Source organism: Mesorhizobium sp. M0698 (genome assembly GCF_040320455.1).
Classification (GTDB): Bacteria; Pseudomonadota; Alphaproteobacteria; order Rhizobiales; family Rhizobiaceae; genus Mesorhizobium.
In genome coordinates, this window is the sequence record NZ_JAMYPQ010000001.1 from 197,717 (window position 1) to 221,793 (window position 24,077).

At 63.0% G+C, this 24,077-nt stretch carries 25 protein-coding genes; 17 read left to right on the forward strand and 8 right to left on the reverse strand.

The genetic code is table 11. The features are described from left to right. Positions 1–6: 6 nt before the first annotated feature. Positions 7–597 carry a transglycosylase SLT domain-containing protein gene (locus NKI16_RS01045; RefSeq protein ID WP_023675850.1) on the reverse strand — a complete coding sequence of 197 codons (591 nt, stop codon included), beginning with the start codon at positions 595–597 and terminating at the stop codon, positions 7–9. 218 nt (positions 598–815) lie between these two features. Here NKI16_RS01045 and NKI16_RS01050 point away from each other — a divergent pair, with 218 nt between their 5' ends. After that, the gene (locus NKI16_RS01050) at positions 816–2,354 is read left to right on the forward strand and encodes a trimethylamine methyltransferase family protein (RefSeq protein ID WP_023675851.1); all 1,539 of its coding nucleotides are present in this window, start codon (positions 816–818) and stop codon (positions 2,352–2,354) included. 79 nt (positions 2,355–2,433) lie between these two features. Then, the gene (locus NKI16_RS01055) at positions 2,434–4,875 is read left to right on the forward strand and encodes a GcvT family protein (protein WP_352621226.1); all 2,442 of its coding nucleotides are present in this window, start codon (positions 2,434–2,436) and stop codon (positions 4,873–4,875) included. A 4-nt stretch (positions 4,876–4,879) separates the two neighbouring features. On the opposite strand, the gene NKI16_RS01060 is transcribed toward NKI16_RS01055, so the two are convergent. From NKI16_RS01060 to NKI16_RS01070, 3 genes are all read right to left on the reverse strand, one after another. Beyond that, complete coding sequence (locus NKI16_RS01060) at positions 4,880–5,272, reverse strand: DoxX family protein (RefSeq protein WP_023675853.1); 393 nt, start codon at positions 5,270–5,272, stop codon at positions 4,880–4,882. A gap of 155 nt (positions 5,273–5,427) precedes the next feature. Beyond that, complete coding sequence (locus NKI16_RS01065) at positions 5,428–6,204, reverse strand: VOC family protein (RefSeq protein WP_352456224.1); 777 nt, start codon at positions 6,202–6,204, stop codon at positions 5,428–5,430. Positions 6,205–6,483: 279 nt separating this feature from the next. After that, complete coding sequence (locus NKI16_RS01070; RefSeq protein WP_156937309.1) at positions 6,484–6,933, reverse strand: hypothetical protein; 450 nt, start codon at positions 6,931–6,933, stop codon at positions 6,484–6,486. Positions 6,934–7,153: 220 nt separating this feature from the next. Between NKI16_RS01070 and NKI16_RS01075 the strand changes: the two genes are divergently transcribed. The 5 genes from NKI16_RS01075 to NKI16_RS01095 all read left to right on the forward strand — a co-directional run bounded on the left by NKI16_RS01075 (position 7,154) and on the right by NKI16_RS01095 (position 11,374). Continuing rightward, positions 7,154–8,518, forward strand: a complete 1,365-nt coding sequence (locus NKI16_RS01075) for an NAD(P)-dependent oxidoreductase (protein WP_352621224.1) — start codon at positions 7,154–7,156, stop codon at positions 8,516–8,518. Between the two features lie 2 nt (positions 8,519–8,520). Then, complete coding sequence (gene preA, locus NKI16_RS01080) at positions 8,521–9,834, forward strand: NAD-dependent dihydropyrimidine dehydrogenase subunit PreA (protein WP_352578713.1); 1,314 nt, start codon at positions 8,521–8,523, stop codon at positions 9,832–9,834. 112 nt (positions 9,835–9,946) lie between these two features. Then, positions 9,947–10,465, forward strand: a complete 519-nt coding sequence (locus NKI16_RS01085; protein ID WP_352453193.1) for an RrF2 family transcriptional regulator — start codon at positions 9,947–9,949, stop codon at positions 10,463–10,465. Positions 10,466–10,478: 13 nt separating this feature from the next. Then, a complete protein-coding gene (locus NKI16_RS01090; protein WP_352621221.1) occupies positions 10,479–10,937 on the forward strand; it encodes a carboxymuconolactone decarboxylase family protein in 459 nt (152 codons plus the stop codon). 59 nt (positions 10,938–10,996) lie between these two features. Beyond that, entirely contained in the window at positions 10,997–11,374 is a 378-nt protein-coding gene (locus tag NKI16_RS01095) for a DoxX family protein (protein WP_352621219.1), read from the forward strand. Between the two features lie 23 nt (positions 11,375–11,397). On the opposite strand, the gene NKI16_RS01100 is transcribed toward NKI16_RS01095, so the two are convergent. Continuing rightward, entirely contained in the window at positions 11,398–12,120 is a 723-nt protein-coding gene (locus tag NKI16_RS01100) for an SDR family oxidoreductase (protein WP_352784173.1), read from the reverse strand. Next, positions 12,117–12,968 carry an SDR family NAD(P)-dependent oxidoreductase gene (locus NKI16_RS01105; RefSeq protein WP_352784175.1) on the reverse strand — a complete coding sequence of 284 codons (852 nt, stop codon included), beginning with the start codon at positions 12,966–12,968 and terminating at the stop codon, positions 12,117–12,119. Before NKI16_RS01105 ends, NKI16_RS01100 begins: the two co-directional genes overlap by 4 nt. Positions 12,969–13,073: 105 nt before the next feature. Here NKI16_RS01105 and NKI16_RS01110 point away from each other — a divergent pair, with 105 nt between their 5' ends. Further along, on the forward strand, positions 13,074–13,946 hold the full coding sequence (locus tag NKI16_RS01110) for a helix-turn-helix transcriptional regulator (RefSeq protein WP_352784176.1): 873 nt from the start codon (positions 13,074–13,076) through the stop codon (positions 13,944–13,946). A 226-nt stretch (positions 13,947–14,172) separates the two neighbouring features. Here NKI16_RS01110 and NKI16_RS01115 read toward each other — a convergent pair whose 3' ends face one another. Next, on the reverse strand, positions 14,173–14,814 hold the full coding sequence (locus NKI16_RS01115) for a TetR family transcriptional regulator C-terminal domain-containing protein (RefSeq protein ID WP_254819042.1): 642 nt from the start codon (positions 14,812–14,814) through the stop codon (positions 14,173–14,175). Between the two features lie 243 nt (positions 14,815–15,057). On the opposite strand from NKI16_RS01115, the gene aptA reads away from it, so the two are divergent. The 5 genes from aptA to NKI16_RS01140 all read left to right on the forward strand — a co-directional run bounded on the left by aptA (position 15,058) and on the right by NKI16_RS01140 (position 20,080). Further along, complete coding sequence (aptA, locus tag NKI16_RS01120) at positions 15,058–16,386, forward strand: omega-aminotransferase AptA (protein ID WP_352922212.1); 1,329 nt, start codon at positions 15,058–15,060, stop codon at positions 16,384–16,386. Positions 16,387–16,525: 139 nt separating this feature from the next. After that, positions 16,526–16,945 (forward strand): endonuclease domain-containing protein, encoded by a 420-nt coding sequence (locus tag NKI16_RS01125; protein ID WP_352784180.1) that lies wholly within the window; start codon positions 16,526–16,528, stop codon positions 16,943–16,945. 3 nt (positions 16,946–16,948) lie between these two features. Next, positions 16,949–18,199, forward strand: coding sequence for a Zn-dependent hydrolase (locus NKI16_RS01130; protein WP_352784183.1), 1,251 nt, complete (start codon positions 16,949–16,951; stop codon positions 18,197–18,199). A gap of 58 nt (positions 18,200–18,257) precedes the next feature. Beyond that, entirely contained in the window at positions 18,258–19,709 is a 1,452-nt protein-coding gene (gene hydA, locus NKI16_RS01135; protein WP_352784185.1) for a dihydropyrimidinase, read from the forward strand. Between the two features lie 29 nt (positions 19,710–19,738). Next, positions 19,739–20,080: a hypothetical protein gene (locus NKI16_RS01140; protein ID WP_352784186.1), complete on the forward strand. Its 342-nt coding sequence runs from the start codon at positions 19,739–19,741 to the stop codon at positions 20,078–20,080. A 35-nt stretch (positions 20,081–20,115) separates the two neighbouring features. Here NKI16_RS01140 and NKI16_RS01145 read toward each other — a convergent pair whose 3' ends face one another. Then, the gene (locus NKI16_RS01145; protein WP_352922216.1) at positions 20,116–20,520 is read right to left on the reverse strand and encodes a cupin domain-containing protein; all 405 of its coding nucleotides are present in this window, start codon (positions 20,518–20,520) and stop codon (positions 20,116–20,118) included. Positions 20,521–20,710: 190 nt separating this feature from the next. Between NKI16_RS01145 and NKI16_RS01150 the strand changes: the two genes are divergently transcribed. From NKI16_RS01150 to NKI16_RS01165, 4 genes are read left to right on the forward strand one after another with little or no spacing between them, the layout of a single operon-like run. After that, positions 20,711–21,502, forward strand: a complete 792-nt coding sequence (locus NKI16_RS01150; protein ID WP_352453396.1) for an ABC transporter ATP-binding protein — start codon at positions 20,711–20,713, stop codon at positions 21,500–21,502. Next, complete coding sequence (locus tag NKI16_RS01155) at positions 21,495–22,025, forward strand: endonuclease domain-containing protein (protein ID WP_352700637.1); 531 nt, start codon at positions 21,495–21,497, stop codon at positions 22,023–22,025. Before NKI16_RS01150 ends, NKI16_RS01155 begins: the two co-directional genes overlap by 8 nt. After that, positions 22,026–22,904 carry an ABC transporter permease gene (locus NKI16_RS01160; protein WP_352621208.1) on the forward strand — a complete coding sequence of 293 codons (879 nt, stop codon included), beginning with the start codon at positions 22,026–22,028 and terminating at the stop codon, positions 22,902–22,904. Further along, the gene (locus tag NKI16_RS01165; RefSeq protein ID WP_352684704.1) at positions 22,901–24,037 is read left to right on the forward strand and encodes an ABC transporter permease; all 1,137 of its coding nucleotides are present in this window, start codon (positions 22,901–22,903) and stop codon (positions 24,035–24,037) included. Before NKI16_RS01160 ends, NKI16_RS01165 begins: the two co-directional genes overlap by 4 nt. The last annotated feature ends 40 nt before the right edge of the window (positions 24,038–24,077 follow it).

Consider the following 24,077-nt stretch of genomic DNA (forward strand, 5'->3'; position numbering starts at 1 on the left):
AATAGGCTAGGGCGCGCATTGCCGTAGCTGCGCGGCGTAGTCCTGCGCCATCTGTTCGGTGGCATGCGCATAGCGCTGCACGTCGGCGTCGCCGCGATTGCCGCGCTTATAGGCATTCCAGCCGAGATAGTAGGCGAGATACAGATTGTAGGTGTCGTTGCGGGCGACGCCGAGGGTCTCGGCGGTCTTGGAATGATACCAGCCGACGAAATCGACGGCATCGGCAAACCTGGTGCGGCGCGCCGCCCAGCTGCCGGTCTCGTTCTGGTATTGCGCCCAGGTGCCGTCGAGCGCCTGCGAGAAGCCGGTGGCGCTGGAGATATGTTTCCAGGGAATGAAGCCCAGCAGCTTGGTGCGCGGCGGCCTGGCGTTGCTCTTGAAGCCGGATTCCTTGCGCACCGTCGCCATCAGCACGGGAACCGGCACGCCGTATTTCTGCTCGGTGCGTTGTGCCGCCGCCTGCCAATTGTCGAACCAGCCGTCATTCTGGTCGAAAACGGCGCAGACATCGTTGATGTGGTTCGGCGGCGTCGCGCAGGCCGAAAGCGCCAGCGGCACGGCAATCGCTACAATTTTACTAAAACTCAACCTACGCATTGCAAGAGCATTAGGCCGAAAACATAAAAGGAATCTTGCTGCGTTCCTTAACGGCTCATCGGCCGCTTTGCCTGACGCGGAACAAGTATAACCATTCCGACGTTTGTTGTCGCTTTTACCGATGTGAAATTCCCGGAATGCCGCCTTGGCTAAAATCACGCCCGCAGGTGGCGGATTCTTGACAGCTCGATCCTCGTGCCGGCGCTTTGATGCGCGGCATGAGCGAACCAAGACGCAAGCGCGGCGCCGAGCGAACCAGCAACAGGGGACCGACCGCCATCCCGCAACTGCCGTTGCGCCGCGTCACCAATCCCTATCCGCCAATGGCGATGCTCTCGGCCGACCAGATCGAGGCGATCCACCAGGCGTCGATGCATATCTTGGAGAATTTCGGCATCGAGGTGATGAGCCCGCGGGCGCTGTCGCTGTTCGAGAAGGCCGGGGCCAAGGTCGATCATGCAACGATGAACGTCCGCATCGATCGCGGCATGATCGAGGAAGCGCTGAAGACGACGCAGTCCAGCTATACGCTGACGCCGCGCAATCCCGCCCATGCCGTCCACCTCGGCGGCAATACCATCAACTTCACGCTCGTCGCCGGGCCGCCGAATGTGCACGACATGGAGCGCGGCCGCCGTGCCGGCAATTTGCGCGATTATTCCGATCTCGTCCGGCTGGCGCAGCATTTCAACTGCATCCACATGCTAGGCAACCAGGTCTGCGCGCCGGTAGAATTGCCGGCGAATTCCCGTCATCTCGACACCTATTTCGCCAATCTGACACTGACCGACAAAAGCTTTCACGTCTCGGCCATCGGCCGCGGCAGGGCGCTCGACGGCATCGAAATGATGGCAATCGCGCGCGGACTGACGCTTGACGAGATGCGCGACGATCCCGGCGTCACCACGATCATTTCGGTCAATTCGCCGCGCCGCTTCGACGAGATGATGGCCGAGGGGCTGATGACGATGGCCGAGTTCGGCCAGTCGGTGGCGGTAACGCCATTCACGCTGATGGGGGCGATGAGCCCGGTGACGCTTGCCGGCGCGCTCGCCCAGCAGAATGCCGAGGCGCTGTTCGGCGTGGTGCTGACGCAGCTCGTCCGCCCCGGCGCGCCGGTGATGTATGGCGCCTTCACCTCCAATGTCGATATGAAATCGGGAGCGCCGGCGTTCGGCACGCCTGAAAACACCAAGGCGAATATCGCGTCCGGACAGTTGGCGCGGCGTTACAACCTGCCTTATCGCACAACGCCGGGCTCGGCTTCCAATGCCGCCGACGCGCAAGGCGCCTATGAGACGCTGATGGCGCTGTGGGGCGCGGTGCTCGGCCATGGCAACCTCGTCTACCATGCCGCCGGCTGGCAAGAGGGCGGACTGACAGCGTCGTTCGAAAAGTTCATCATCGACGTCGAGATGATCCAGCACATGATGGAGTTTTTGCGCCCGATCGAGGTCAACGAGGCCGAGCTTGCTGTCGAGGCTCTGGGTGCGGTTCCGACCGGCGGCCATTTCTTCGGCGAGCCGCACACTCTGGAGCGCTACGCCACAGCCTTCTACCAGCCGATGCTGTCCAACTGGCAAAATTTCGAGGCCTGGCAGGAGGCTGGCGGGCTCGATGCCACGGCGCGGGCGACGAGGCTTTGGAAGAAGGCGCTGGAGGACTATGTCGAGCCGGTGATGGAAGTCTCCAGGCGCGAGGCGCTTGAGACGTACGTGGCCAAGCGCAAGGAAGCGATCGGGCAAAGCGAGCCGTGATGATCGAAGGCTTGCGCTCGTGGGGCTCCTCCCCGAATTCATCGTTCCCATCCAACTCGTTGACGTCAGAGAGAATCCCATGAAATCGCATGCAAAGGTCGTGGTTATCGGCGGTGGCGTTGTCGGGTGCTCCGTGCTGTTCCATCTGGCCCGTCACGGCTGGACCGACATCGTGCTCCTGGAGCGCAATGAATTGACCTCCGGCTCGACCTGGCACGCCGCCGGCGGCATGCACACCATCAATGGCGATCCCAATGTCGCCAAGCTGCAGAAATACACAATCTCGCTCTACAAGGAGATCGAGGAACTGTCCGGCCAGGCGACCGGCGTGCATCTGACTGGCGGCGTCTTGCTGGCGGCGACCGAGGCGCGCCTCGACTGGCTGCGCGGCGTCGTCGCCAAGGGCCGCTATCTCGGCATCGACCTCGAAGAAATATCGCCTGATGAGGCGGCCGAGCTGATGCCGTTGCTCGACCCCAAGCAGTTCGTCGGCGCCGTCCGCAACAAGGAGGACGGTCATCTCGACCCCTCCGGCGTCACTCACGCCTACGCCAAGGCCGCGAGGAAGCTTGGTGCCGAGGTCGAGCGTTTCACCAAGGTCGAGGACATCGTGCGGCGCGCCGACGGGTTGTGGCGTGTCATCACCAACAAGGGTGAGGTGGTGGCCGAGCATGTCGTCAACGCCGGCGGCCTGTGGGCGCGTGAGGTCGGCCGCATGGTCGGGCTGGAGCTGCCGGTGCTGGCGATGGAGCACATGTACCTGATCACCGAGGACATGCCGGAAGTCGCCGCCTGGAACCAGAAGACCGGTACCGAGATCATCCATGCAGTCGATTTCGATGGCGAGCTGTATCTGCGCCAGGAGCGCGGCGGCATGCTCATGGGCACTTACGAAAAGGCCAACAAGCCATGGTCCGAGTTCCAGACGCCATGGAATTTCGGCCACGAGCTGCTCGAACCCGACATCGACCGCATCGCACCGTCGCTGGAGGTTGGCTTCCGGCATTTCCCGGCGTTCCAGAACACCGGCATCAAGCAGATCATCAACGGACCCTTCACCTTCGCGCCGGACGGCAATCCGCTGGTCGGGCCCGTGCGCGGCCTGCCGGGGTTCTGGGTGGCCTGTGGTGTCATGGCGGGGTTCTCGCAGGGCGGCGGCGTCGGCCTGGCGCTGTCGAACTGGATGATCGAGGGCGATCCCGGCGCCGACATCTGGGCGATGGACGTTTCGCGCTACGGCGACTGGGCCACGATGGCCTATACCAACGCCAAGGTGCGCGAGAACTATTCGCGGCGGTTTTCGATCCGCTTCCCGAACGAGGAACTACCGGCCGGCCGGCCGCTCAAGACGACACCGGTCTATGATCTGTTGTCGGCCGAGGGCGCGCAATGGGGCGTCGCCTATGGGCTGGAAGTGCCGCTGTGGTATGCGCCCGAAGGGGTCAAGGACGAATTCTCCTGGCGCCGCTCGAGCGATTTCGAGCATGTCGCAAATGAGGTCAAGACCGTTCGTGAAGGCGTTGGCTTATCGGAGATTTCGAGCTTCGCCAAATACAAGGTGACGGGCGAGGGGGCGGCGGCGTGGCTTGATCGTCTGCTGGCCTGCAAGCTGCCAAGGCCCGGCCGCATAACGCTGGCGCCGATGCTGAAGGAAGACGGCAGGTTGATCGGCGATTTCACGCTGGCCAATCTCGGCGGTCCAAATTCTGCAAGTAAGGATTGGTTCCTGGCCGGCAGCGGTGTCGCCGAGCAGTACCACATGCGCTGGTTCGAAGCGCACCTGCCGAAGGACGGCTCGGTCAGTATCGAAGCGTCGGGAGCAAAACTCACCGGCCTGTCGATCGCCGGGCCGAGCGCGCGGAACCTTCTTGAAAAGGTCACACGGTCGGACGTGTCGAATGCGGCGTTTCCGTTCATGGCCATCAGCAAGATGGACATCGGCATGGCGCCGTGCCTGGTCGGGCGGGTCAGCTACACCGGCGACCTCGGCTACGAAATCTGGGTGGCGCCGGAATATCAGCGCGCCGCCTATCAGGCGCTGATGGCGGCGGGCGAGGAATTCGGTATCGGCCTGTACGGCTCGCGCGCGCTCAACGCATTGCGGCTTGAGAAGAATTACGGCTCATGGGCGCGCGAATACCGGCCGATCTATGGGCCGCTGGAGGCCGGCCTCGACCGCTTCGTCGCCTACGGCAAAGAGGCCGATTTCATCGGCAAGCAGGCGGCGTTGGCCGAGCGCAAGCAAGGCGGCAGACTGCGGCTGCGGGCCTTTGTCGTCGATACTGTCGATGCCGACGTCATCGGCGACGAGGCAATCTGGTACGGCGGTGCCGTGCGCGGTTGGGTCACGTCGGGCGGCTACGCGCATCATTCGAAAAAGTCCGTCGCCATCGGCTATGTGCCGAAAGAGATTGCCGACGAAGCCGACGGCTTCGAGATTGAGCTTCTGGGCAAACGCCACGCTGCGCGCATGCAGCCGATCCCGCTGTTCGACGCGAATTTCGAGCGGATGCGTGGGTGACGTTTCAGGCACCGCGGCGGTTGTCCAGCGCCAGGGCGCCGGCGCCGGCAAACACCAGATAGAGGAAGATGAAGCAGAACGAGATCGCGGCATCGCCGCCGTTGTTGACCGGGAAGAAGTCGCGCGGCATGTGCGCCATGAAATAGGCGATCGCCATCTCGCCGCTGAGAAGGAATGCCACCGGTCTGGTGAAAAGCCCCAATACCAGCAGGATGCCGCCTCCGAATTCCAGGATGGCCGCGGTCAGCGATAGCCCGCTCATGGTGCCGGCATGGTCGCCGACGGGGAAATTGAACAGTTTCTGGGTGCCGTGCTCAATGAACTGCAGCGCCGTCATGATGCGCAAGGCGGCAAGGGCGAACGGTTGATATCCGGCGAGGCCTTCGAAAAGCTTCATCTACGACTCCATTTTCACCTAGCCCGGCCATAGGTCATCGCCAAAGGCCGGACCATTCACATAGTCCGGCCTGCATTCAACTGTCGGTGAGTGAGTCGTGAGGCGTGCTGTAGCCTTGGGGCCGCACGATGGCGGCCCCGCGATCAGCGCGGCCGTTAATGCCCGGGCGCTGTCAGAGCAAAGTGCGCGCCTTGCGGGTCTGTGCACTGTACGATCCAGCTGCCGCCGGGGACCTCCATCGGACCCATCAGGATCTTGCCGCCATTGTCGGTGACGCGCTTGGCTGCCGCGTCGATGCCGGGCACGTTGAAATAGAACTGCCAGACCGGCGCCGGGATCTGCTCGGGCTTGTTCATCATGCCGCCAACGGGCTCGCCGCCGAAGGCGAAAAGCTGGTAGACGCCCATCGGACCCATATCCATGGCGTCGCCCTTCTCCCAGCCGAACTGGCTGGAATAGAAATCGAACGCCGCCTTCCAGTCTGACGTGTAGAGCTCATGCCAGCCGATGTTGCCGGGGGTCGCCAACGGTAGCGGCGGCTGGTCGGGGCCGCTGGGCTGCAGGAAGTTGAACATCGCGCCTTGCGGATCTGCAACGACGGCGAAGCGGCCGACGCCAGGAATGTCGTCGGGCTCGCGGTGAACCGCGCCACCAGCCTTCTTGAGGGAGGCCGTTGCGGCATCGACGTCCCTGGTGAGGATATAACCGACCCAGGCCGGCGGCATGCCCATCTTGCGCGCGTCATCGGGCAGCGTCATCAACCCGCCGACGCCGCGCTCGCCGACATTCATGACGATATAGCGCGGCATGCCCTGGGCCCCTTCGAAAGGCTGCCCCCTCCAGCCTACCACGGAGGTGTAAAACGCCTCGGCGGCATCGAGATCGGTGGTCATCAGCTCGTACCAGAAGAAGGGCATGGGGGACTGTGGCATTGTCGTGCTCCTTGCGGTTTGTACATCGATCATGCGCGATCCATTCTAGGACGATCTTCACGACGAAAATCCGACAGCCAACCAAAAAAGATGATGGCAAATTGGAAATGTTACCGGGTTGCGCGCCCTGCGGTTTTCGACTTTGCTCGCAGTCAACGAGGGGTTGTTGATCCATGCGCCGGATGTCGCTCACTTCCCTGACCAGAGCGGACCATCACCAGTCTAAGGGCTATCCCGCTGCCCGGAATGGTTGTGGAAGGCGTGGTGTGAAGCGAGGGGTCAGATCCAAGCAGCTATGGCTTCACGAGCAATCACCTCTACCGTGCATTCGAGACTGAGCAATAGAAAATGCGAACAGTCGTTTGTCGGCCCGGGTATTGATCGCAACCAGTGCGAGTTCTCGACTCGGAGGAGGGGCCATCTATAGGAGGCTTGCCTGCCAGAGCCAATCAACGGGATTGAGCTGCTAGCGCTGACATGGGTCACTCCCAACATGTCGTCATGAGCCGAAAGTGCTAGCACTCCGTGGAAGTTGATCTTGAGGGTTCGTTCGGATGCCCCGACGAAGAAGTCGCCTTCGACGGCCAATTCAAAGTAGTTGTCGGATTTCAGACGCCACACCTGACAGGCAGCCAGCGGTAAATCTTCCACAGGCTCCCACCGCTGAACCGCCTCCTGAACAATGTCCATTACCTTCTCCAATGTTTGAAAATCGCGCACGATGCTCAAGCGCCTACCGCCTGGTAACGCTTTCGAACAGCTTGTCGCCACTTGGTAGCCAATTCTGGGCGCCGCATCCATTGAGGCGCAACGGACAGTGCTCAAAAACATGAGTGCGTTTATCATGTTTTTATCGAGCGGTTTCAGCGGTTTGCGCCGAAAATTGACCAATTGATAAAAAAATAAAACGTGCTAGCCTTCCCCAAAACAAGAACATGGGGAACTGACGATGCCAGAAGGCCAGTTCAAGCAAGGCATTGCCGGCGGGCGGCTTTCGCCGGAACAATATGCCGATAATTTTGCCGACCTGCACCCGCCGCTCGATCATCACGAGGCGCTGGTCGAGTCCGACCGCTGCTATTTCTGCTATGACGCGCCGTGCATGAATGCGTGTCCGACCTCGATCGACATCCCGCTGTTCATCCGCCAGATTTCGACGGGCAATCCGATCGGCTCAGCCAGGACTATTTTTGACCAGAACATTTTGGGCGGCATGTGCGCCCGCGTCTGCCCGACCGAGACGCTGTGCGAAGAAGTCTGCGTGCGCGAGGTGGCCGAAGGCAAGCCGGTGCAGATCGGTCGCCTTCAGCGCTACGCCACCGATGTCGCCATGGCCGAAAACAAGCAGTTCTACAAGCGCTCCGAACCGACCGGCAAGACGGTCGCCGTGGTCGGCGCCGGACCGGCCGGGCTTGCCGCCGCGCATCGGCTCGCCCGCTACGGCCACGACGTGACCATCCTGGAAGCCCGCCCGAAGCCCGGCGGCCTCAATGAGTACGGTATCGCCGCCTATAAAAGCGTCGACAATTTTGCCCAGGCCGAAGTCGACTATGTCACGTCGATCGGCGGCATCGACATCCAGAACGGCAAGGCGCTCGGCCGTGATTACCAGCTGTCGGACCTGACCAGGAATTACGATGCGGTGTTCCTCGGCATGGGGCTTGCCGGCGTCAATGCCTTGCGAGCGGATGGCGAGGAAGCGCAAGGCGTCACCAATGCCGTCGAGTTCATTGCCGAGCTTCGCCAAGCCAGCGATCTGGCCAGCCTGCCGGTCGGCCGGCGCGTCGTCGTCATCGGCGGCGGCATGACGGCGATCGATGCGGCGGTGCAGTCGAAGCTGCTCGGAGCCGAAGAGGTGACGATCTGCTATCGGCGCGGCCCGGAGCACATGAACGCCTCCGAATTCGAGCAGGACCTGGCCGCTGCCAACGGCGTCATCATCCGGCACTGGTTGCAGCCGAAGCGGGTCATTGCCGACGGCGGCAAGGTGTCGGCGATCGAGCTCGAATACACCGCGATGGACGGCGACCGGCTCGTCGGCACCGGCGAGCGGCTGACGTTGACCGCCGACCAGGTGTTCAAGGCGATCGGCCAGAGTTTTGTCCCGGCTGCGCTCAACGGCAGCGGGGCTTTGCTTGACCTGGAAGCCGGCCGTATCAAGGTCGACGCCGAAGGCCGCACCTCGCTGCCAAACGTCTGGGCCGGCGGCGACTGCATCTTTGGCGGCGACGACCTGACAGTCTCGGCCGTCGCACAAGGCCGCGACGCGGCGGAAAGCATTCATCGGGCACTGACCTCGAACGGGAGGGCATGAGCATGGCAGACATCCGCAACAATTTCGTCGGCATCAAATCGCCGAACCCGTTCTGGCTAGCCTCGGCGCCGCCGACCGACAAGGCCTATAACGTCATTCGCGCCTTCAAGGCTGGCTGGGGCGGCGTTGTCTGGAAGACGCTCGGCGAAGAAGGGCCGCCGGTGGTCAACGTCAACGGGCCGCGCTACGGCGCCATCTGGGGCGCCGATCGTCGCCTGCTTGGCCTGAACAATATAGAGCTGATCACCGACCGCGACCTGCAGGTCAATCTGCGCGAGATCAAGCAGGTCAAGATGGACTGGCCCGACCGGGCGATCGTCGTCTCGCTGATGGTGCCTTGCGAGGAGCATGCCTGGAAGGCGATCCTGCCGGTGGTCGAGGAGACCGGCGCCGACGGCATCGAGCTCAATTTCGGCTGCCCGCACGGCATGTCGGAACGCGGCATGGGTGCGGCAGTCGGCCAGGTGCCGGAATACATCGAAATGGTGGTGCGTTGGTGCAAGGCCAATACGCGCATGCCGGTCATCACCAAGCTGACGCCCAACATCACCGACATACGCAAGCCGGCACGCGCTGCCCTTGCCGGCGGCACCGACGCGGTGTCGCTGATCAACACCATCAATTCGATCACCGGCGTCAACCTCGACAATTTCGCGCCGGAGCCGACGATCGACGGCAAGGGTTCGCATGGCGGCTATTGCGGTCCGGCGGTGAAGCCGATCGCCATGAACATGGTGGCCGAGATCGCGCGCGATCCGGAAACGCATGGCCTGCCGATCTCCGGTATCGGCGGCATCACCACCTGGCGCGACGCCGCCGAATTCATGGCGCTCGGCGCCGGCAATGTGCAGGTGTGCACGGCGGCGATGACCTACGGCTTCAAGATCGTGCAGGAGATGATCGCCGGCCTGGAAAACTGGATGGACGAGAAGGGCCATGCCACGCTCGACGACATCGTCGGCCGTGCCACGCCCAACGTCACCGACTGGCAGTATCTCAATCTCAACTACGTCGCCAAGGCGCATATCGACCAGGATGCCTGCATCAAATGCGGCCGCTGCCACATCGCCTGCGAGGACACTTCGCACCAGGCGATCACCGCAATCGTCGACGGCGTCAGGCATTTCGAGGTGATCGAGGCCGAATGCGTCGGCTGCAATCTCTGCGTCAATGTCTGTCCGGTCGAGAACTGCATCACCATGGAGGCGTTGGCGGTCGGCGTGATGGACCAGCGCACCGGCAGGCCGGTGTCGCCGATCTATGCCAACTGGACGACGCATCCGAACAATCCGATGGCCAAGGTGGCGGCGGAGTAGCGCACAGCCCGTTGTGGAAAAGCGGCACCTGCGGGCGCCGCTTTTTTCAAATGGCTATTGCGGACATAAATTATCCAGGATAGTATATCTCCATGAATTGGAGATCAGAACAATGAAGCTGGGCGAAGGCGTCGAAGCGGCCATCCACTGCGCCGCGATGCTCGCCGGCGTTGATGGCGCCGCGACCTTGCCAGGTGCTGCCATGGCCGAGGCGTTCGGGCTGTCGCCGAGCTATCTGCTTAAGCATCTCAACGCGCTGACTGCGTCCGGCATTCTGGAATCAGTGCCGGGGCCGTCCGGCGGCTATCGGCTAGCACGGCCGGCCGAGCGCATTACGCTGCTCGATATCGTGCTGGCCGTCGAGGGGCGTGAACCGGCGTTCCGCTGCGCCGAAATCCGCCAGCGCGGCCCAGCGAAGCTCGATGCCTCGGTCTATGTCAAACCCTGCGGCATCAACGTAGCCATGCTGAAGGCCGAGCGTGCCTATCGCGCCGCGCTCGCCGACGCCCGGCTGTCCGACATCGTTGCAGAATACACGGCCGATGCCGATCCCCGTTCGGTCGCCGCGAACTGCGCCTTCGTCGAGCGCCATCGGCGGCCGCAGAAATCAAGTTCAACCAAGCAAGCATGAAAGGCTAAAGACGATGAAACAGAGGCTGCAATTTTTCGGCGCGGCGCCGGAGATCATGAAGGCGGTGTCGGCGCTCAACAAGGCAGTCGACGAATGCGGGCTCGAAAAAAGCCTGTTGCATCTGATCAAGTTCAGGGCGTCGCAGATCAACGGCTGCTCGTATTGCGTCGAGATGCATAGCCGCGAAGCGCGCCGCGACGGCGAAAGCGAGCAGCGGCTCTATCTCGTCTCCGCCTGGAAGGAATCGCCGCTGTTTTCAGAGCGCGAACGCGCGGCCTTGGCCTGGACCGACGCGCTGACCAGGATTGCCGACAACGGTGTGTCGGACGAACTCTATGCAAGGACGCTCGAATATTTCTCGGAAGAGGAGCTGGTCAAGCTCTCGGTGGCGCTCGGCATGATCAACACCTGGAACCGGCTTTGCGTTCCGTTCCATGCAATCCATCCGATGCCAGCGGTCTTGGCCGCCTGAGGACCAGGTGCGCGGCCTTGCGCCGCGCGCCTCTTTTCTGCCCAAGGACACCCGACAGCATGTTTTTAAACTTTGATAGTGAGATCCTATTCGCCGCCCGCCTGCTGCTTGGCGGCGCCTTTGTCTTTGCCGGCCTGCGCAACATCCAGAATGCGGCGTTGGTGAGCCAATTGATGACGACGCGCGGCGTGCCGCAGGCGCGGCCGGTGCTGTGGCTGGGGATCGTCCTGCAGATCATCGCCGGAGCGTTGGTGATCGCGGGCATCTGGACCGCTCCGGCGGCGGCATGCCTGATCCTGTTCCTGGTTTTTGCTACGCCGATGTTCCACAATTTCTGGGATCATCAGGGGCCCGAGCGCGCGTCCCGCATCAACGGCTTTGTCGGCAACGTCGCGCTGACCGGAGGATTTCTGGCGCTGATCGCGCAGTCGCTTTGACACGCCTCGTGGAGGCAGCCGCCTTAGGCCGCATACCGCAAGCCGCCGTCGCAGGTCAGCACCTGGCCGGTGACGAAGCTGTTCGAAACCAGGAACGCAATCGCCTCAGCGACGTCCTCGGCGCGGCCGATGCGGCCGACCGGCGTCTTGCCGGCATACTCGGCAAACACCGCATGGCGCTGTTCATCGGGCAGGAAATCCCACCACGGCGTGTCGATGACGCCCGGCGCCACGACATTGACGCGTAACGGCTTCAGCTCCATCGCCAGGATCGGCACCACGGTCAGCAGCATGCCGTTGACGGCGGCGATGCCGGCGATACCCGGCGCTGACAATTGCGCCGACACCGCCGAGATGAAAGTCACCGAGCCGCTCTTGTTCAGCGTCGGCAAGGCGGCCTGCAGGCAGGAGAGCTGTGGCCGGACCTTCTCGTCGACGCCGCCGCCGATGTCGGTCAGGTCAAGCGTTTCGAACGGGCCGAGCCCCTTGCCGCCGCTGGCGGCCAGCACCAGGTGATCGAAAGGGCCGAGTTCGCTGAAGAACCGGCGAACCTCGTCCGGCTTCGCGGCGTCGAAGGCAGCTTTTTCGACCGCGCTGCCAAGGCTTTGCCATGCATTGTCGAGCCTTTCCCTGCTGCGCCCGGTGATCGTCACCTTCATCCCCGGGCCAAGCAGCTTTTTCGCGGTGGCGAGGCCAATGCCGGAGGAGCCGCCGACGATCACGGCGTGCTGCGTTTTCTCGATCATGAATTTTCTTTCTTCGATGTGGCGGAAGCGGGTGCGAGCCTGACAAGACCGAGGCTCAATTCACGCAACTGCTGCCTCGCCTTCGCGTCATAGGCTTGCGCATCGGCGCGGGATTCCCTTTGGCCGTCGAAATAGAGGCCGCTTCGCCCTTCCAGCGTGGGCGATGTGGCGAGATTGATGATGGCTTCGGCGCCGGTTTCGACCGAACTCCAGGGTGTGACGCCCGCCTGCCGCACCATCGTGGTGTTCATGTAGCTTGCCGGATGCAGGCTGTTGACCGTGACGCCGGTGCCGTTCAGCTGCTCCGCCAGATCGATGGTGAACATGATCTGCGCCAGCTTGCTCTGGCAGTAGGCACGAACGCCGTCATAGGAGCGGGTCAGCATGACATCCCTGAAGTCGATCGCCCGTTGCCCGGCCGAGGCGACATTGACGATGCGCGCCGGCGCGCTGGCCTTGAGCAGCGGCAGCAGCTCCGTGGTGAGCAGGAAGCCGGCGAGATAATTGACGGCAAAGCGCAGCTCGTAGCCGTCGGCGCTGACCTGCCGTTTCGCGTTGGGGCCGGCTGTGCCGACGCCGGCATTGTTGATGAGGATATCGAGCCGGTCAGTCCTGGCGCGCACGGCTTCGGCGAGGCGGCGGACCTCGGCCAGGGAGGAGAGGTCGGCGACAAGCAGCTCGGCCTTGCCGCCGGCGGCTTCGATCTCGGCCACGATCGCCTTGCCCCTTGTCGCGTCGCGGCCATGCACCAGGATGCGGGCGCCGCCGGCGCCGAGCCGTTGCGCCACGACTCTGCCGACGCCGTCGGTCGAGCCGGTAATCAGGATCGTCTTGTCTTTCAGTTCCATGTTCAGAGCCTCCATGTCATCGCTCTGAGCAGAAAGATGGGGCACCAGACGCATGCCAAACAGTTCAAACTTTATCCTGGTATCGGTACTGCTATAATAGCGCCGATGGATTCCACCACACACTCCGCCGAAGGCAGCCGTCGCCGCGAGCTTGGCGCCTTTCTGCGTTCGCGGCGCGAAAGGCTGACGCCATCGGCCACCGGCATCTCGACCGGCCTGCGCCGGCGCACACCCGGGCTGCGCCGCGAGGAGGTGGCGATGATCGCCGGCGTCGGCACGACCTGGTACACCTGGCTGGAGCAGGGGCGCGACGTCAGGCCATCGGTGGAGGTGCTGACGGCGCTCAGTCAGGCGTTGCGCCTGGACACGGCCGAGCAACGGCATCTGTTCATCCTTGCCGGCCGGCCGCAGCCGGAGCGTCGCGTCGACGCCCCGGAAAAAGTCGACGGCCCCTTGCTGCACATGCTGCAAAGCCTGGTCCTGCAGCCGGCCTATGTCGTTGGGCGGCGCTGGGACGTGCTGGCCTGGAATCCGGCGGCGTCAGCCGTGTTCGGCGACTATGGCCTGCTGGAGGGCGATGCCCGCAACATCGTCCATATGGTTTTCACCAGCCCGCAGCATCGGCGCCTGCTCGTTGACTGGGAGGAACTGGCGCGTGCCGTGCTGGCGTCATTCCGGGCGGAAAGCGCCAGATATGTCGGCGATCCGGATTTCGAGCGGCTGATCGCGCTGATGACGCGCTCTAGCCCGGAGTTTCGCGCCTGGTGGCCGCTACGCGACGTGGCCCGCAACCTATCGGGTGTGAAGCATGTCCGGCACCCGATAGCGGGTGCCATGGCGTTCGAGCATATGAGCCTGTCGATCGACGACGGCTCGGACATGAAGCTGATCGTCTACACGCCGCTCGCCGAGCAGAACTCGATCGCCAAGCTCGAACAGCTGCTGGAGACGCTTCCGGCCGAGCGGCGCAGCGCGTGAACCCAGCTTCGTCATCCTGGGGCGTAGCAGCCGCGAAGCGGCGTCGCGGAGACCCTGGGATCCATGCCGTAACCTTAACGGAAGAGTGCAGCGGAGCAGAATCCTGCACCGCAGCAACGCTCTGAGGTCACGGCATGGATCCTGGGGTCTGCGCTGCGTCGCTCCGCTCCTTGCTGCGCCCCAGGATGACGAAGCAATGGGGGAGGTTTGCGACAGCCGAGCTGCCTCAGCCCTTCGGCTTCAGCCCGTCGATGAACAGTTGCTCGAGAAATCTTGCGGCGTCCTCGAAGCGGCCGTCGCCGCCGCGATCGGGGCCGAGCACGGCGCGGACCTGCACGTCGAAATCGGCATAATGCTGCGTTGTCGCCCAGATCGAAAAGATCAGGTGCCAGGGGTCGGTGCGGGCGATCTTGCCGGCGCGCATCCAGCCCTTGATAACGTTGGCTTTCTCGTCGACCAGCGTCTTCAACTCGCCTTCCAGCATCGGCATGATGCGCGGCGCGCCCTGCAGGATCTCGTTGGCGAACAGCCGGCTCTCGCGCGGGAAATCGCGCGCCATTTCGAGCTTGCGCCTGATGTAGCTGCGCAGTTCGGTCAAGGGATCGCCGATATCGTCGAGTTCGCGCAGCGGCGCCAGCCAGGTGTCGAGAAGCCGCTGCATCAGCGTCTCGTGGATGTCCTCCTTACGGCGGAAATAATAGAGCAGGTTCGGCTTCGACATGCCGGCGGCTTCGGCGATCTGGTCGATGGTCGAGCCGCGAAAACCGTTGGTCGAGAAGACTTCGAGCGCCGCCTCCAGGATGAGCTCGCGCTTTTCCAGCTGAATGCGGGTGCGGCGAGGAGCGGAGCTTTCGACCGCCCCCGTCACCCCGCAAAACCTTCGCTGGGAGGAGTGTCTGGACCAATTCTCTGGACCAGTTTTTCCTCGCCCTGTGGAGCGCACTTCGAAAGCCGCATTTCCGCTAGTAATCCCTTGACCGCTGATAAGGCGGTGCTAACGTTTGTCCAACCGGTCAAAAATTTGCGTAGCACGAAAACGTCGCGAAGACCAAGCGTTGGAAAGACCAAGCGTTAGCCGCACCGAAACAGGTTACAAGGGGAAGTCTTGGTCATGTCCAACCGGCTGAAAGTCACGCCGAACGATCTCAGCGCATTCTGGATGCCGTTCACGGCAAACCGGCAGTTCAAGCAGGCGCCGCGCATGATGGTGTCGGCCAAGGACATGCACTACACGACCAGCGACGGGCGCAAGGTGCTCGACGGCACCGCCGGCCTGTGGTGCGTCAATGCCGGCCACTGCCGCCCGAAGATCACCGAGGCGATCCAGAGCCAGGCGGCAGAGCTCGACTACGCACCCGCGTTCCAGATGGGCCATCCGATCGTGTTCGAGCTGGCGAACCGGCTGGTCGACATCGCGCCGAAGGGCATGGACCATGTGTTCTTCACCAATTCCGGCTCGGAATCGGTCGAGACGGCGCTGAAGATGGCAATCGCTTATCACCGCGTAAAAGGCGAGGGCTCGCGCACCCGTCTGATCGGCCGCGAGCGCGGCTATCACGGCGTCAATTTCGGCGGCATCTCGGTCGGCGGCATCGTCACCAACCGCAAGATGTTCGGCACGCTGCTCGGCGGCGTCGATCACATGCCGCACACGCATCTGCCGGAAAAGAACTCTTTCACCAAGGGCGTGCCGGAGCATGGCGCGGAACTGGCCAACGAGCTGGAGCGCATCGTCGCACTGCACGACGCCTCGACCATTGCCGCCGTCATCGTCGAGCCGGTGGCCGGTTCCACCGGCGTCATCCTGCCGCCGAAGGGCTATCTCGAGAGGCTGTGCGAGATCTGCACCAAGCACGGCATCTTGCTGATCTTCGACGAAGTCATCACCGGTTTCGGCCGTCTCGGCACGCCGTTCGCCGCCGACTATTTCGGTGTCACGCCGGATATCATGACCACCGCCAAAGGCGTCTCCAACGGCGTCATCCCGATGGGCGCGGTGTTCGTGAAGAAGGAAATCCACGACGCCTTCATGACCGGGCCCGAGCACATGATCGAGTTCTTCCACGGCTACACCTATTCGGGCAATCCGATCGCCTGCGCGGCGGCGTTGGGCACGCTCGACACCTACAAGGAAGAGGGGCTGCTGACGCGCGGCGAGGAACTGGCGCCGTACTGGGAGGACGCGCTGCACTCGCTGAAGGGCGAGCCGAACGTCATCGACATCCGCAACATCGGCCTGATCGGCGCGATCGAGCTGGCGCCGATCGCCGGCCAGCCGACGAAGCGGGCCTTCTCGGCTTTCGTCAAGGCGTTCGAGCGCGGTGCATTGATCCGCACCACCGGCGACATCATCGCGCTATCGCCGCCGCTGATCATCACCAAGGGTCAGATCAACGAATTGATCGACCATGTGCGCGAAGTGCTGAGGGCTGTGGATTGACGAATGTGCCGCAGCTTTCCCTCCCCCTCGAGGGGAGGGTGGCCGCGAAGCGGCCGGGTGGGGTCGGCGCGGCAACGCGCCAGCCTGACCTTCGGCCGCATAGGTGCCTGTGATGCCCCGGACCCGCGTGAGCTTCGAAATGCGCCAGAAGGCGCGCGCGCTTCGAGTTCATGCGACCAAAGGCGAATCGCTGCTTTGGTATGAACTGCGCGAGCTGAAAACGGCCGGCATCAAGTTCCGCCGCCAGTGCCCGATCGGACCGTATATCGTCGACTTCGCTTGTCTCGCCGTGAAGCTGGTGGTGGAAGTGGATGGCGACTTGCACGAGCACGAGAGGGGCAAACGGCACGATGACGTCCGTGATGCCTATCTGCGTTCGCTCGGGTTCGATATCTTTCGCGTCGATGAGCCCGATGTCATAAACAACGCCTGGCATGTCGCGCAGGTGGTCAAGGAGAAGGTCGCGCGCATGTCAGCCGACCCCACCCGACCGCTTCGCGGCCACCCTCCCCTCGAGGGGGAGGGGGACTCTGGCGTGCCACAACCAATGAGGTTTTAGAATATGGCCGCCCCCGGCGAGAATCTGCGAATCAATTCAGACCGTTTGTGGGATTCGATAATAGAGATGGCGAAGATCGGCCCCGGCATTGCCGGCGGCAATAATCGCCAGACCGTGACTGACGAGGACGGCGAAGGGCGGCACCTGTTCAAGCGTTGGTGCGATGAGGCGGGGCTCGAAATGGGCGTCGACGAGATGGGTACGATGTTTGCCCGTCGCGAAGGCACCGACCCCAGCCTGCCGCCGGTCTATGTCGGCAGCCATCTCGACACCCAGCCGACCGGCGGCAAGTATGATGGTGTGCTCGGCGTGCTCGGCGGGCTGGAGGTCGTGCGCTCGCTCAACGATCTCGGCATCAAGACAAAGCATCCGATCGTCGTCACCAACTGGACCAATGAGGAAGGCGCGCGCTTTGCGCCGGCGATGATGGCGTCCGGGGTATTCGCAGGCGTGCTCGACCAGGCCGACGTCTATTCGCATGTCGACAAGGACGGCAAGAAATTCGGCGAGGAGCTCGAACGGATCGGCTGGAAGGGCACCGAAAAGGTCGGCGAACGCAAGATCCACGCCTTTTTCGAGCTGCATATCGAGCAAGGCCCGATCCTCGAGGACGAGGGCATCGACATTGGTGTCGTCACCCATGGCCAGGGACTGAAATGGCTGCAGGTGACGTTGACCGGCAAGGAGGCGCACACCGGCTCGACGCCGATGCCGAAGCGGCGCAATGCCGGGCTCGGCATGGCGCGGGTGATCGAACTGGTGCACGAGATCGCCATGGACTATCAGCCCGACGCCGTCGGCGCGGTCGGCCATATGGAGGTCTATCCGAACTCGCGCAACATCATCGCCGGCCGCACCGTCTTCACCATCGACATCCGCTCGCCGGAAAAGGAGGTGCTGGACGCCATGGACGGCCGCATCCGCGACGGCATCGACACAATCTGCGACGCGCTCGACATCAAATATCAAATCGATCAGGTCGGCCATTTCGATCCGGTCACTTTCGACGCGGGCTGCGTCAAGGCTGTGCGGGATGCGGCGGAGCGCCTGGGATATACGCATCGCAACATCGTCTCCGGCGCCGGCCATGACGCCTGCTGGATCAACCGCGTCGCACCCACCGCAATGGTGATGTGCCCGTGCGTCGACGGGCTCAGCCACAACGAGGCCGAGGAAATCACCAAGGAATGGGCAGCGGCCGGCGCCGACGTGCTGTTCCATGCGGTGGTGGACACGGCGGTCATTGTCGAATGATGGGATAGCCTCGCAACGCCGCTCACAAGAAGCGCGAAGAGAATAAGGGAACAAGAAAATGTCCAAAGTCATCAAGAACGGAACCGTCGTCACCGCCGACCGGACGTGGAAGGCCGATGTGCTGTTCAAGCACGGCAAGATCATCGGCATCGGGCCGGATCTGCATGGCGACCATGAGTTCGACGCCAGCGGCTGCTACGTGATGCCGGGCGGCATCGACCCGCATACCCATCTCGAAATGCCGTTCATGGGCACCTATTCGGCCGACGACTTTGAATCCGGCACCCGCGCGGCCCTTGCCGGCGGCACGACGATGGTCGTCGATTTCTGCCTGCCGGCGCCGCAGCAATCGCTGCTCGAGGCCCTGCAGATGTGGGACAACAAGACTTCGAAGGCGTCCTGCGACTATTCCTTCCACATGGCGATCACCTGGTGGGGCAAGCAGGTGTTCGACGAGATGGCCACCGTCGTCGACAGGGGCATTACCTCGTTCAAGCATTTCATGGCCTACAAGGGCGCGCTGATGGTCGATGACGACGAGCTCTATTCGTCGTTCCAGCGCTGTGCCGATCTTGGCGCGCTGCCGCTGGTCCATGCCGAGAATGGCGACGTCGTGGCGGCGCTGTCGCAGAAGCTGCTGGCGGCGGGCAATAGTGGCCCCGAAGGGCACGCCTATTCGCGTCCGCCGGAAGTGGAAGGCGAGGCGACCAACCGCGCCATCATGATCGCCGACATGGCCTGCGTGCCGCTCTATGTCGTGCATGTCTCCTGCGAGCAGGCGCACGAGGCCATCCGCCGGGCGCGGCAGAAAGGCATGCGGGTGTTCGGCGAGCCGCTGATCCAGCACCTGACGCTCGACGAGAGCGAATATTTCAACAAGGACTGGGACCATGCGGCGCGGCGCGTCATGAGCCCGCCCTTCCGCAACAAATTGCACCAGGATTCACTGTGGGCCGGCCTGCAGGCCGGGTCGCTGCAGGTGGTGGCGACCGACCATTGTGCCTTCACCACCAAACAAAAGCGCAACGGCGTCGGCGACTTCACCAAGATCCCGAACGGCACGGGCGGGCTCGAGGATCGTTTGCCGGTGCTGTGGACGACCGGCGTCAACACAGGGCGCCTGACGATGAATGAGTTCGTCGCGGTGACCTCGACCAACATCGCCAAGATACTCAACATGTATCCGAAGAAGGGCGCCATCGTCGAAGGCGCGGATGCCGACATCGTCGTCTGGGACCCGAAGCGCAAGAAGAAGATCACGGCCAAGAAGCAGCAGTCGGTGATCGACTACAATGTCTTCGAAGGTTTTGAGGTAACCGGCCTGCCGCGCTTCGTCTTCTCGCGCGGCGAACTATCGATCGAGGAAAACGAGGTCAAGGCGAAGCCCGGCCATGGCGAGTTCGTCGCTCGCGAGCCGAACGCGGCGGTCAACCGGGCGCTGTCGACGTGGAAAGAAATTTCCGCGCCGCGCAAGGTGGAACGGACGGGCATCCCGGCGACGGGCGTTTGAGCTTGGCGAGCCACGGAGCGATTATCTCAATGGCCGCGGTGATCCTTGCCGCCGGGCCGGCGGCGGCTGACGTCCTTGCCGGCTCCGTTGGCAATGAGGTCGGTTGCGCTGGTGTACGGCTCGGTTATCAGGACAGCGACGATTATGTCGTGCTGACCGCCGACGGCGTCGAAACCTATGGCAGCGGCTGCCAGTTCGCACAGCGACTGACGACGGCGCCTGGCACCCTGTTATTGAGCTCCACCTGTTTCGCCGAGGGCGAGGAGGGCACGACCACGGATGTCGTCAAGGTCATCAACAGAGCAGGGGACGGTTTCTTCGTGACCATTCCCGGCCTTGAGGAGATAGGGCCGCTGAAATCATGTTCGTGACGGTGCCGATGACGACCGCCGCCTCGATGCCGGCGTCAGGCGACCAACCCATCCAGTTCCGGCAGCAGGACGACGCTTTCCTGTTCGTTGGGATCGGTGCGGGCAATGACCGCCGAGGCGGGGCCGTCGCTCAGATTGGCCGGCAGATGCGGCATGCCGGGGGGAATATAGAAAAGATCGCCGGCCTTGACCACGATATGCTGTTCGAGCCGGTCGCCATACCAGGTATGGACTTCGCCGGAGAGCACGTAGATCGCGGTTTCATGGTTTTCGTGCATATGCGCCTTGGCGCGGGCACCCGGCGGCATGGTCAGCAGATGCATGCAGATGCCGGACGAGCCGACTGTTTCGGCGGCGATACCGGCGAAATAACTCAGGCCCTGCTTGCCTTCATAAGAGCTTTCAGGGCGGATAAGATGGCAAGTCGGTTTGGGCGACATCGGGGCAACTCCGGGCGTCTATCTGATGGTACAAGGGCGCGTAGAACTGGGGCGCATAGAACTGGGGCGCGTAGAACTGGGGCGAGTAAACTGCGGCGAGTAGGACTGGGCGAGTGGAAAGCAACATCGGGGTAAAATCAATGGGATTCCGGCCGGCGCCGCAGTGGCCGAAAGCGACAGGCTACGGCCGATGACGGGAGTATCGCCAGCCGTTGTTTCGGCAAGCAAGCTTGGCCTGACCTTCCAGACCAATGATGGTCCGGTACAGGCGCTGTCGAATGTCGACCTGACGATCGGCAAGGGGGAATTCGTGTCCTTCATCGGGCCCTCCGGCTGCGGCAAGACGACCTTGCTGCGCGTCATCGCCGATCTGGAGAAGCCGACATCGGGAGCCATCTCCGTCAACGGCATGACGCCCGAGCAGGCGCGCCAGAGCCGCGCCTATGGCTATGTCTTCCAGGCGGCCGCACTTTATCCGTGGCGCACGATCGAGCGCAATGTGGCACTGCCGCTGGAGATCATGGGCCTGTCCAGGGCGGAGCAGGCGGCGCGCATCAAGCGCACCCTCGACCTTGTCAACCTCAGCGGCTTCGAGAAGAAATACCCCTGGCAGCTTTCGGGCGGCATGCAGCAGCGCGCCTCGATCGCGCGGGCGCTCGCCTTCGACGCCGACCTTTTGTTGATGGACGAGCCGTTCGGCGCGCTGGACGAGATCGTGCGCGATCACCTCAACGAACAACTGCTGGAGCTTTGGGAGCGCACCAACAAGACTATCTGCTTCGTCACCCATTCGATCCCTGAGGCGGTCTATCTGTCGACGCGCATCGTCGTCATGTCGCCGCGCCCGGGGCGTGTCAGCGACGTCATAGAATCGACGCTGCCGAAAAAGCGACCGCTCGATATCCGCGAGACGCCGGAGTTCCTGGCCATCGCGGCACGCGTGCGGGACGGGCTGAGGGCGGGGCACAGCTATGATGATTGAGGCGGCGGAAGATGAGCTCCCTCCTCTCCCCAACGGGGAGAGGGTGGCCGGAGCGAAGCGGAGGTCGGGTGAGGGGGCCTTGGCGGATCCGACCAAAAGAAAGATCGGGGCGACCGCTCGCGCTCGAAAGCTGCGGTTTGACGAGACCGAGGCTGAATACAGGCTTTGGGGGGAACTAAGAGGGCGCCATCTCAACGGCTACAAATTTGTGAGGCAAGTGCCGCTTGGGCCGTTCTTTGCAGATTTCGTCTGTCGTGAGAGCGCGCTGATCGTGGAAATCGACGGCAGCCAGCACGCGGAATCTCCAACCGATGCCGCGAGAACTGCTTGGCTGAATGGTCACGGGTATTCCGTTCTTCGGTTCTGGAACCATGAAGTCTTGGCCGAACGCCGAGCGGTCCTTGATACGATCTTGGCTTGCCTCGACGGAAAGATTTCTACCCCCTCACCCGGCCTCCGCTTCGCTCCGGCCACCCTCTCCCCGTTGGGGAGAGGAGGGCACCCATCCTGCGAGGCCTGCTAGATGGACTCGTTTCGCGACAAGATCGTTCCGGTGACCTCGATCCTTCTGGGCGTCGTCGTTGTCTGGTACGTCATGGCTGTCATCCTCAACGCGCCGTTCCAGCGCGATCTCGACCGCCGCGCCAATCAGACACCGGGTATTGTGGAATTCATCGGCAAGACGCTGGCGCAGCCGAAGCCGACGCTGCCGGCGCCGCATCAGGTGGCGGTGAATTTTTTCGAAAACACCTTTCTGCGCAGCATCACCTCGAACCGCAGCCTTGTCTACAATGCCTGGGTGACGCTGTCGTCGACGCTGCTCGGCTTTGCTTTCGGCACGGCGCTCGGCATCGTCATCGCCGTCGGCATCGTGCATGTGGCGACGCTCGACCGCAGTCTGATGCCGTGGATCATCGCCTCGCAGACCATTCCGATCCTGGCGGTGGCGCCGATGATCATCGTCGTGCTGGCGGCGATCGGCATCACCGGGCTTATCCCGAAGGCGCTGATCTCGACCTATCTGTCGTTCTTCCCGGTGGCGGTCGGCATGGTGAAGGGACTGCGCTCGCCCGAGCTCACCCATCTCGACCTGATGCACACCTATAATGCCAGTGCCTCGCAGACCTTCTGGAAATTGCGTGTGCCGGCTTCGGTGCCGTTCCTGTTCACCTCGATGAAGGTGGCGGTGGCCGCCAGCCTGGTCGGCGCCATCGTCGGCGAGTTGCCGACCGGCGCCGTCGCCGGCATCGGCGCCAAATTGCTCGCCGGCGCCTACTACAGCCAGACCATCGACATCTGGTCGGCTCTGGTTGCCGGGTCGGTGGTCGCGGCGCTGCTGGTGATGGTCGTCGGCATCGCCGGGCGCCTTGTCGACCGCGCCATGGGCGGGAGGCCGGCATGAGCTCCATCCTGAGCCTTTCCTCAATCACGCCTCGATGCTGGCAGGGGTATGCCGCGCTTGTCCTGCTTGCCGGCGCGCTGCTTCTTTGGCCGCTCGTCAGTGCTACGCCCGGTTACGGCATGGCAACTGCGGTTTTGATTTTCATTTTGCTGCTCGTGGCAATCGAGGCCGACAACTTTCCACCGATGATCGGGCTGGTGTTGCTGTTCCTTGGCGCGCATGGTGCAGCGTGGATGCTGCTCGCCGGCATAACCGGCAATGAGGGCAGCGCTCGCGCATCCTTCTATCTGCTGCTCGTCGCGGCGTGGTTTTTGGCCTGGCGCTGCGTAACGGTCTTGTCGTCGTTTCGCCCGACATCGCGCTGGGCGTCAACCGCCCTGCGCCTGATCATTCCGGCCATCTTCGGCGCCTGGATCCTGATCATCTGGGAGGCGGTGACGCGGGGTGCCGGCATTCCCTTCATCCTGTTGCCGCCGCCAAGCGCCATCGGTGCACGCATCGTCGGCTCGCTGCCGGTGCTGGGGGCCGATGTCAGGCAGACCATCTTCAAGGCGGTTATCTTCGGCTATGTGGTGGGGAGCAGCGCCGGCTTCCTCGTTGCCATCGCCGCCGACCGCGTGCCGTTCCTGCGGCGCGGGCTTTTGCCGATCGGCAATATGGTGTCGGCGCTGCCGATCATCGGCGTCGCGCCGATCATGGTCATGTGGTTCGGCTTCGACTGGCAGTCGAAGGCAGCGGTGGTCATCATCATGACCTTCTTCCCGATGCTGGTGAACACCGTCGCCGGGCTTGCCGCCTCCGGCCATATGGAGCGCGACCTGATGCGCACCTATGCCTCGAGCTACTGGCAGACGCTGTTCAAGCTGCGGCTGCCGGCGGCGGCACCCTTCATCTTCAACGCGTTGAAGATCAATTCGACGCTGGCGCTGATCGGCGCCATCGTCGCCGAGTTCTTCGGCACGCCGGTGGTCGGCATGGGCTTCCGCATTTCGACGGAAGTCGGGCGGATGAACATCGACATGGTGTGGGCGGAAATCGCAGTTGCAGCACTTGCGGGTTCGGTCTTTTATGGCGTGGTCGCTCTTTTCGAGAGAGCAGTCACGTTTTGGCATCCCTCTGTCCGTGGTGGATAGGGGCGGTGGGTTTAGGGCGCTAACTTCAGAGGGTAAAAAC

Excerpts from the sequence above, each read along its gene's own strand:
- NKI16_RS01045 (WP_023675850.1), bottom strand. The coding sequence starts at position 597 with ATGCGTAGGTTGAGTTTTAGTAAAATTGTAGCGATTGCCGTGCCGCTG.
- NKI16_RS01050 (WP_023675851.1), top strand. The coding sequence starts at position 816 with ATGAGCGAACCAAGACGCAAGCGCGGCGCCGAGCGAACCAGCAACAGG.
- NKI16_RS01055 (WP_352621226.1), top strand. The coding sequence starts at position 2,434 with ATGAAATCGCATGCAAAGGTCGTGGTTATCGGCGGTGGCGTTGTCGGG.
- NKI16_RS01060 (WP_023675853.1), bottom strand. The coding sequence starts at position 5,272 with ATGAAGCTTTTCGAAGGCCTCGCCGGATATCAACCGTTCGCCCTTGCC.
- NKI16_RS01065 (WP_352456224.1), bottom strand. The coding sequence starts at position 6,204 with ATGCCACAGTCCCCCATGCCCTTCTTCTGGTACGAGCTGATGACCACC.
- NKI16_RS01075 (WP_352621224.1), top strand. The coding sequence starts at position 7,154 with ATGCCAGAAGGCCAGTTCAAGCAAGGCATTGCCGGCGGGCGGCTTTCG.
- preA (WP_352578713.1), top strand. The coding sequence starts at position 8,521 with ATGGCAGACATCCGCAACAATTTCGTCGGCATCAAATCGCCGAACCCG.
- NKI16_RS01085 (WP_352453193.1), top strand. The coding sequence starts at position 9,947 with ATGAAGCTGGGCGAAGGCGTCGAAGCGGCCATCCACTGCGCCGCGATG.
- NKI16_RS01090 (WP_352621221.1), top strand. The coding sequence starts at position 10,479 with ATGAAACAGAGGCTGCAATTTTTCGGCGCGGCGCCGGAGATCATGAAG.
- NKI16_RS01095 (WP_352621219.1), top strand. The coding sequence starts at position 10,997 with ATGTTTTTAAACTTTGATAGTGAGATCCTATTCGCCGCCCGCCTGCTG.
- NKI16_RS01100 (WP_352784173.1), bottom strand. The coding sequence starts at position 12,120 with ATGATCGAGAAAACGCAGCACGCCGTGATCGTCGGCGGCTCCTCCGGC.
- NKI16_RS01105 (WP_352784175.1), bottom strand. The coding sequence starts at position 12,968 with ATGGAACTGAAAGACAAGACGATCCTGATTACCGGCTCGACCGACGGC.
- NKI16_RS01110 (WP_352784176.1), top strand. The coding sequence starts at position 13,074 with ATGGATTCCACCACACACTCCGCCGAAGGCAGCCGTCGCCGCGAGCTT.
- aptA (WP_352922212.1), top strand. The coding sequence starts at position 15,058 with ATGTCCAACCGGCTGAAAGTCACGCCGAACGATCTCAGCGCATTCTGG.
- NKI16_RS01125 (WP_352784180.1), top strand. The coding sequence starts at position 16,526 with ATGCGCCAGAAGGCGCGCGCGCTTCGAGTTCATGCGACCAAAGGCGAA.
- NKI16_RS01130 (WP_352784183.1), top strand. The coding sequence starts at position 16,949 with ATGGCCGCCCCCGGCGAGAATCTGCGAATCAATTCAGACCGTTTGTGG.
- hydA (WP_352784185.1), top strand. The coding sequence starts at position 18,258 with ATGTCCAAAGTCATCAAGAACGGAACCGTCGTCACCGCCGACCGGACG.
- NKI16_RS01140 (WP_352784186.1), top strand. The coding sequence starts at position 19,739 with ATGGCCGCGGTGATCCTTGCCGCCGGGCCGGCGGCGGCTGACGTCCTT.
- NKI16_RS01145 (WP_352922216.1), bottom strand. The coding sequence starts at position 20,520 with ATGTCGCCCAAACCGACTTGCCATCTTATCCGCCCTGAAAGCTCTTAT.
- NKI16_RS01150 (WP_352453396.1), top strand. The coding sequence starts at position 20,711 with ATGACGGGAGTATCGCCAGCCGTTGTTTCGGCAAGCAAGCTTGGCCTG.
- NKI16_RS01155 (WP_352700637.1), top strand. The coding sequence starts at position 21,495 with ATGATTGAGGCGGCGGAAGATGAGCTCCCTCCTCTCCCCAACGGGGAG.
- NKI16_RS01160 (WP_352621208.1), top strand. The coding sequence starts at position 22,026 with ATGGACTCGTTTCGCGACAAGATCGTTCCGGTGACCTCGATCCTTCTG.
- NKI16_RS01165 (WP_352684704.1), top strand. The coding sequence starts at position 22,901 with ATGAGCTCCATCCTGAGCCTTTCCTCAATCACGCCTCGATGCTGGCAG.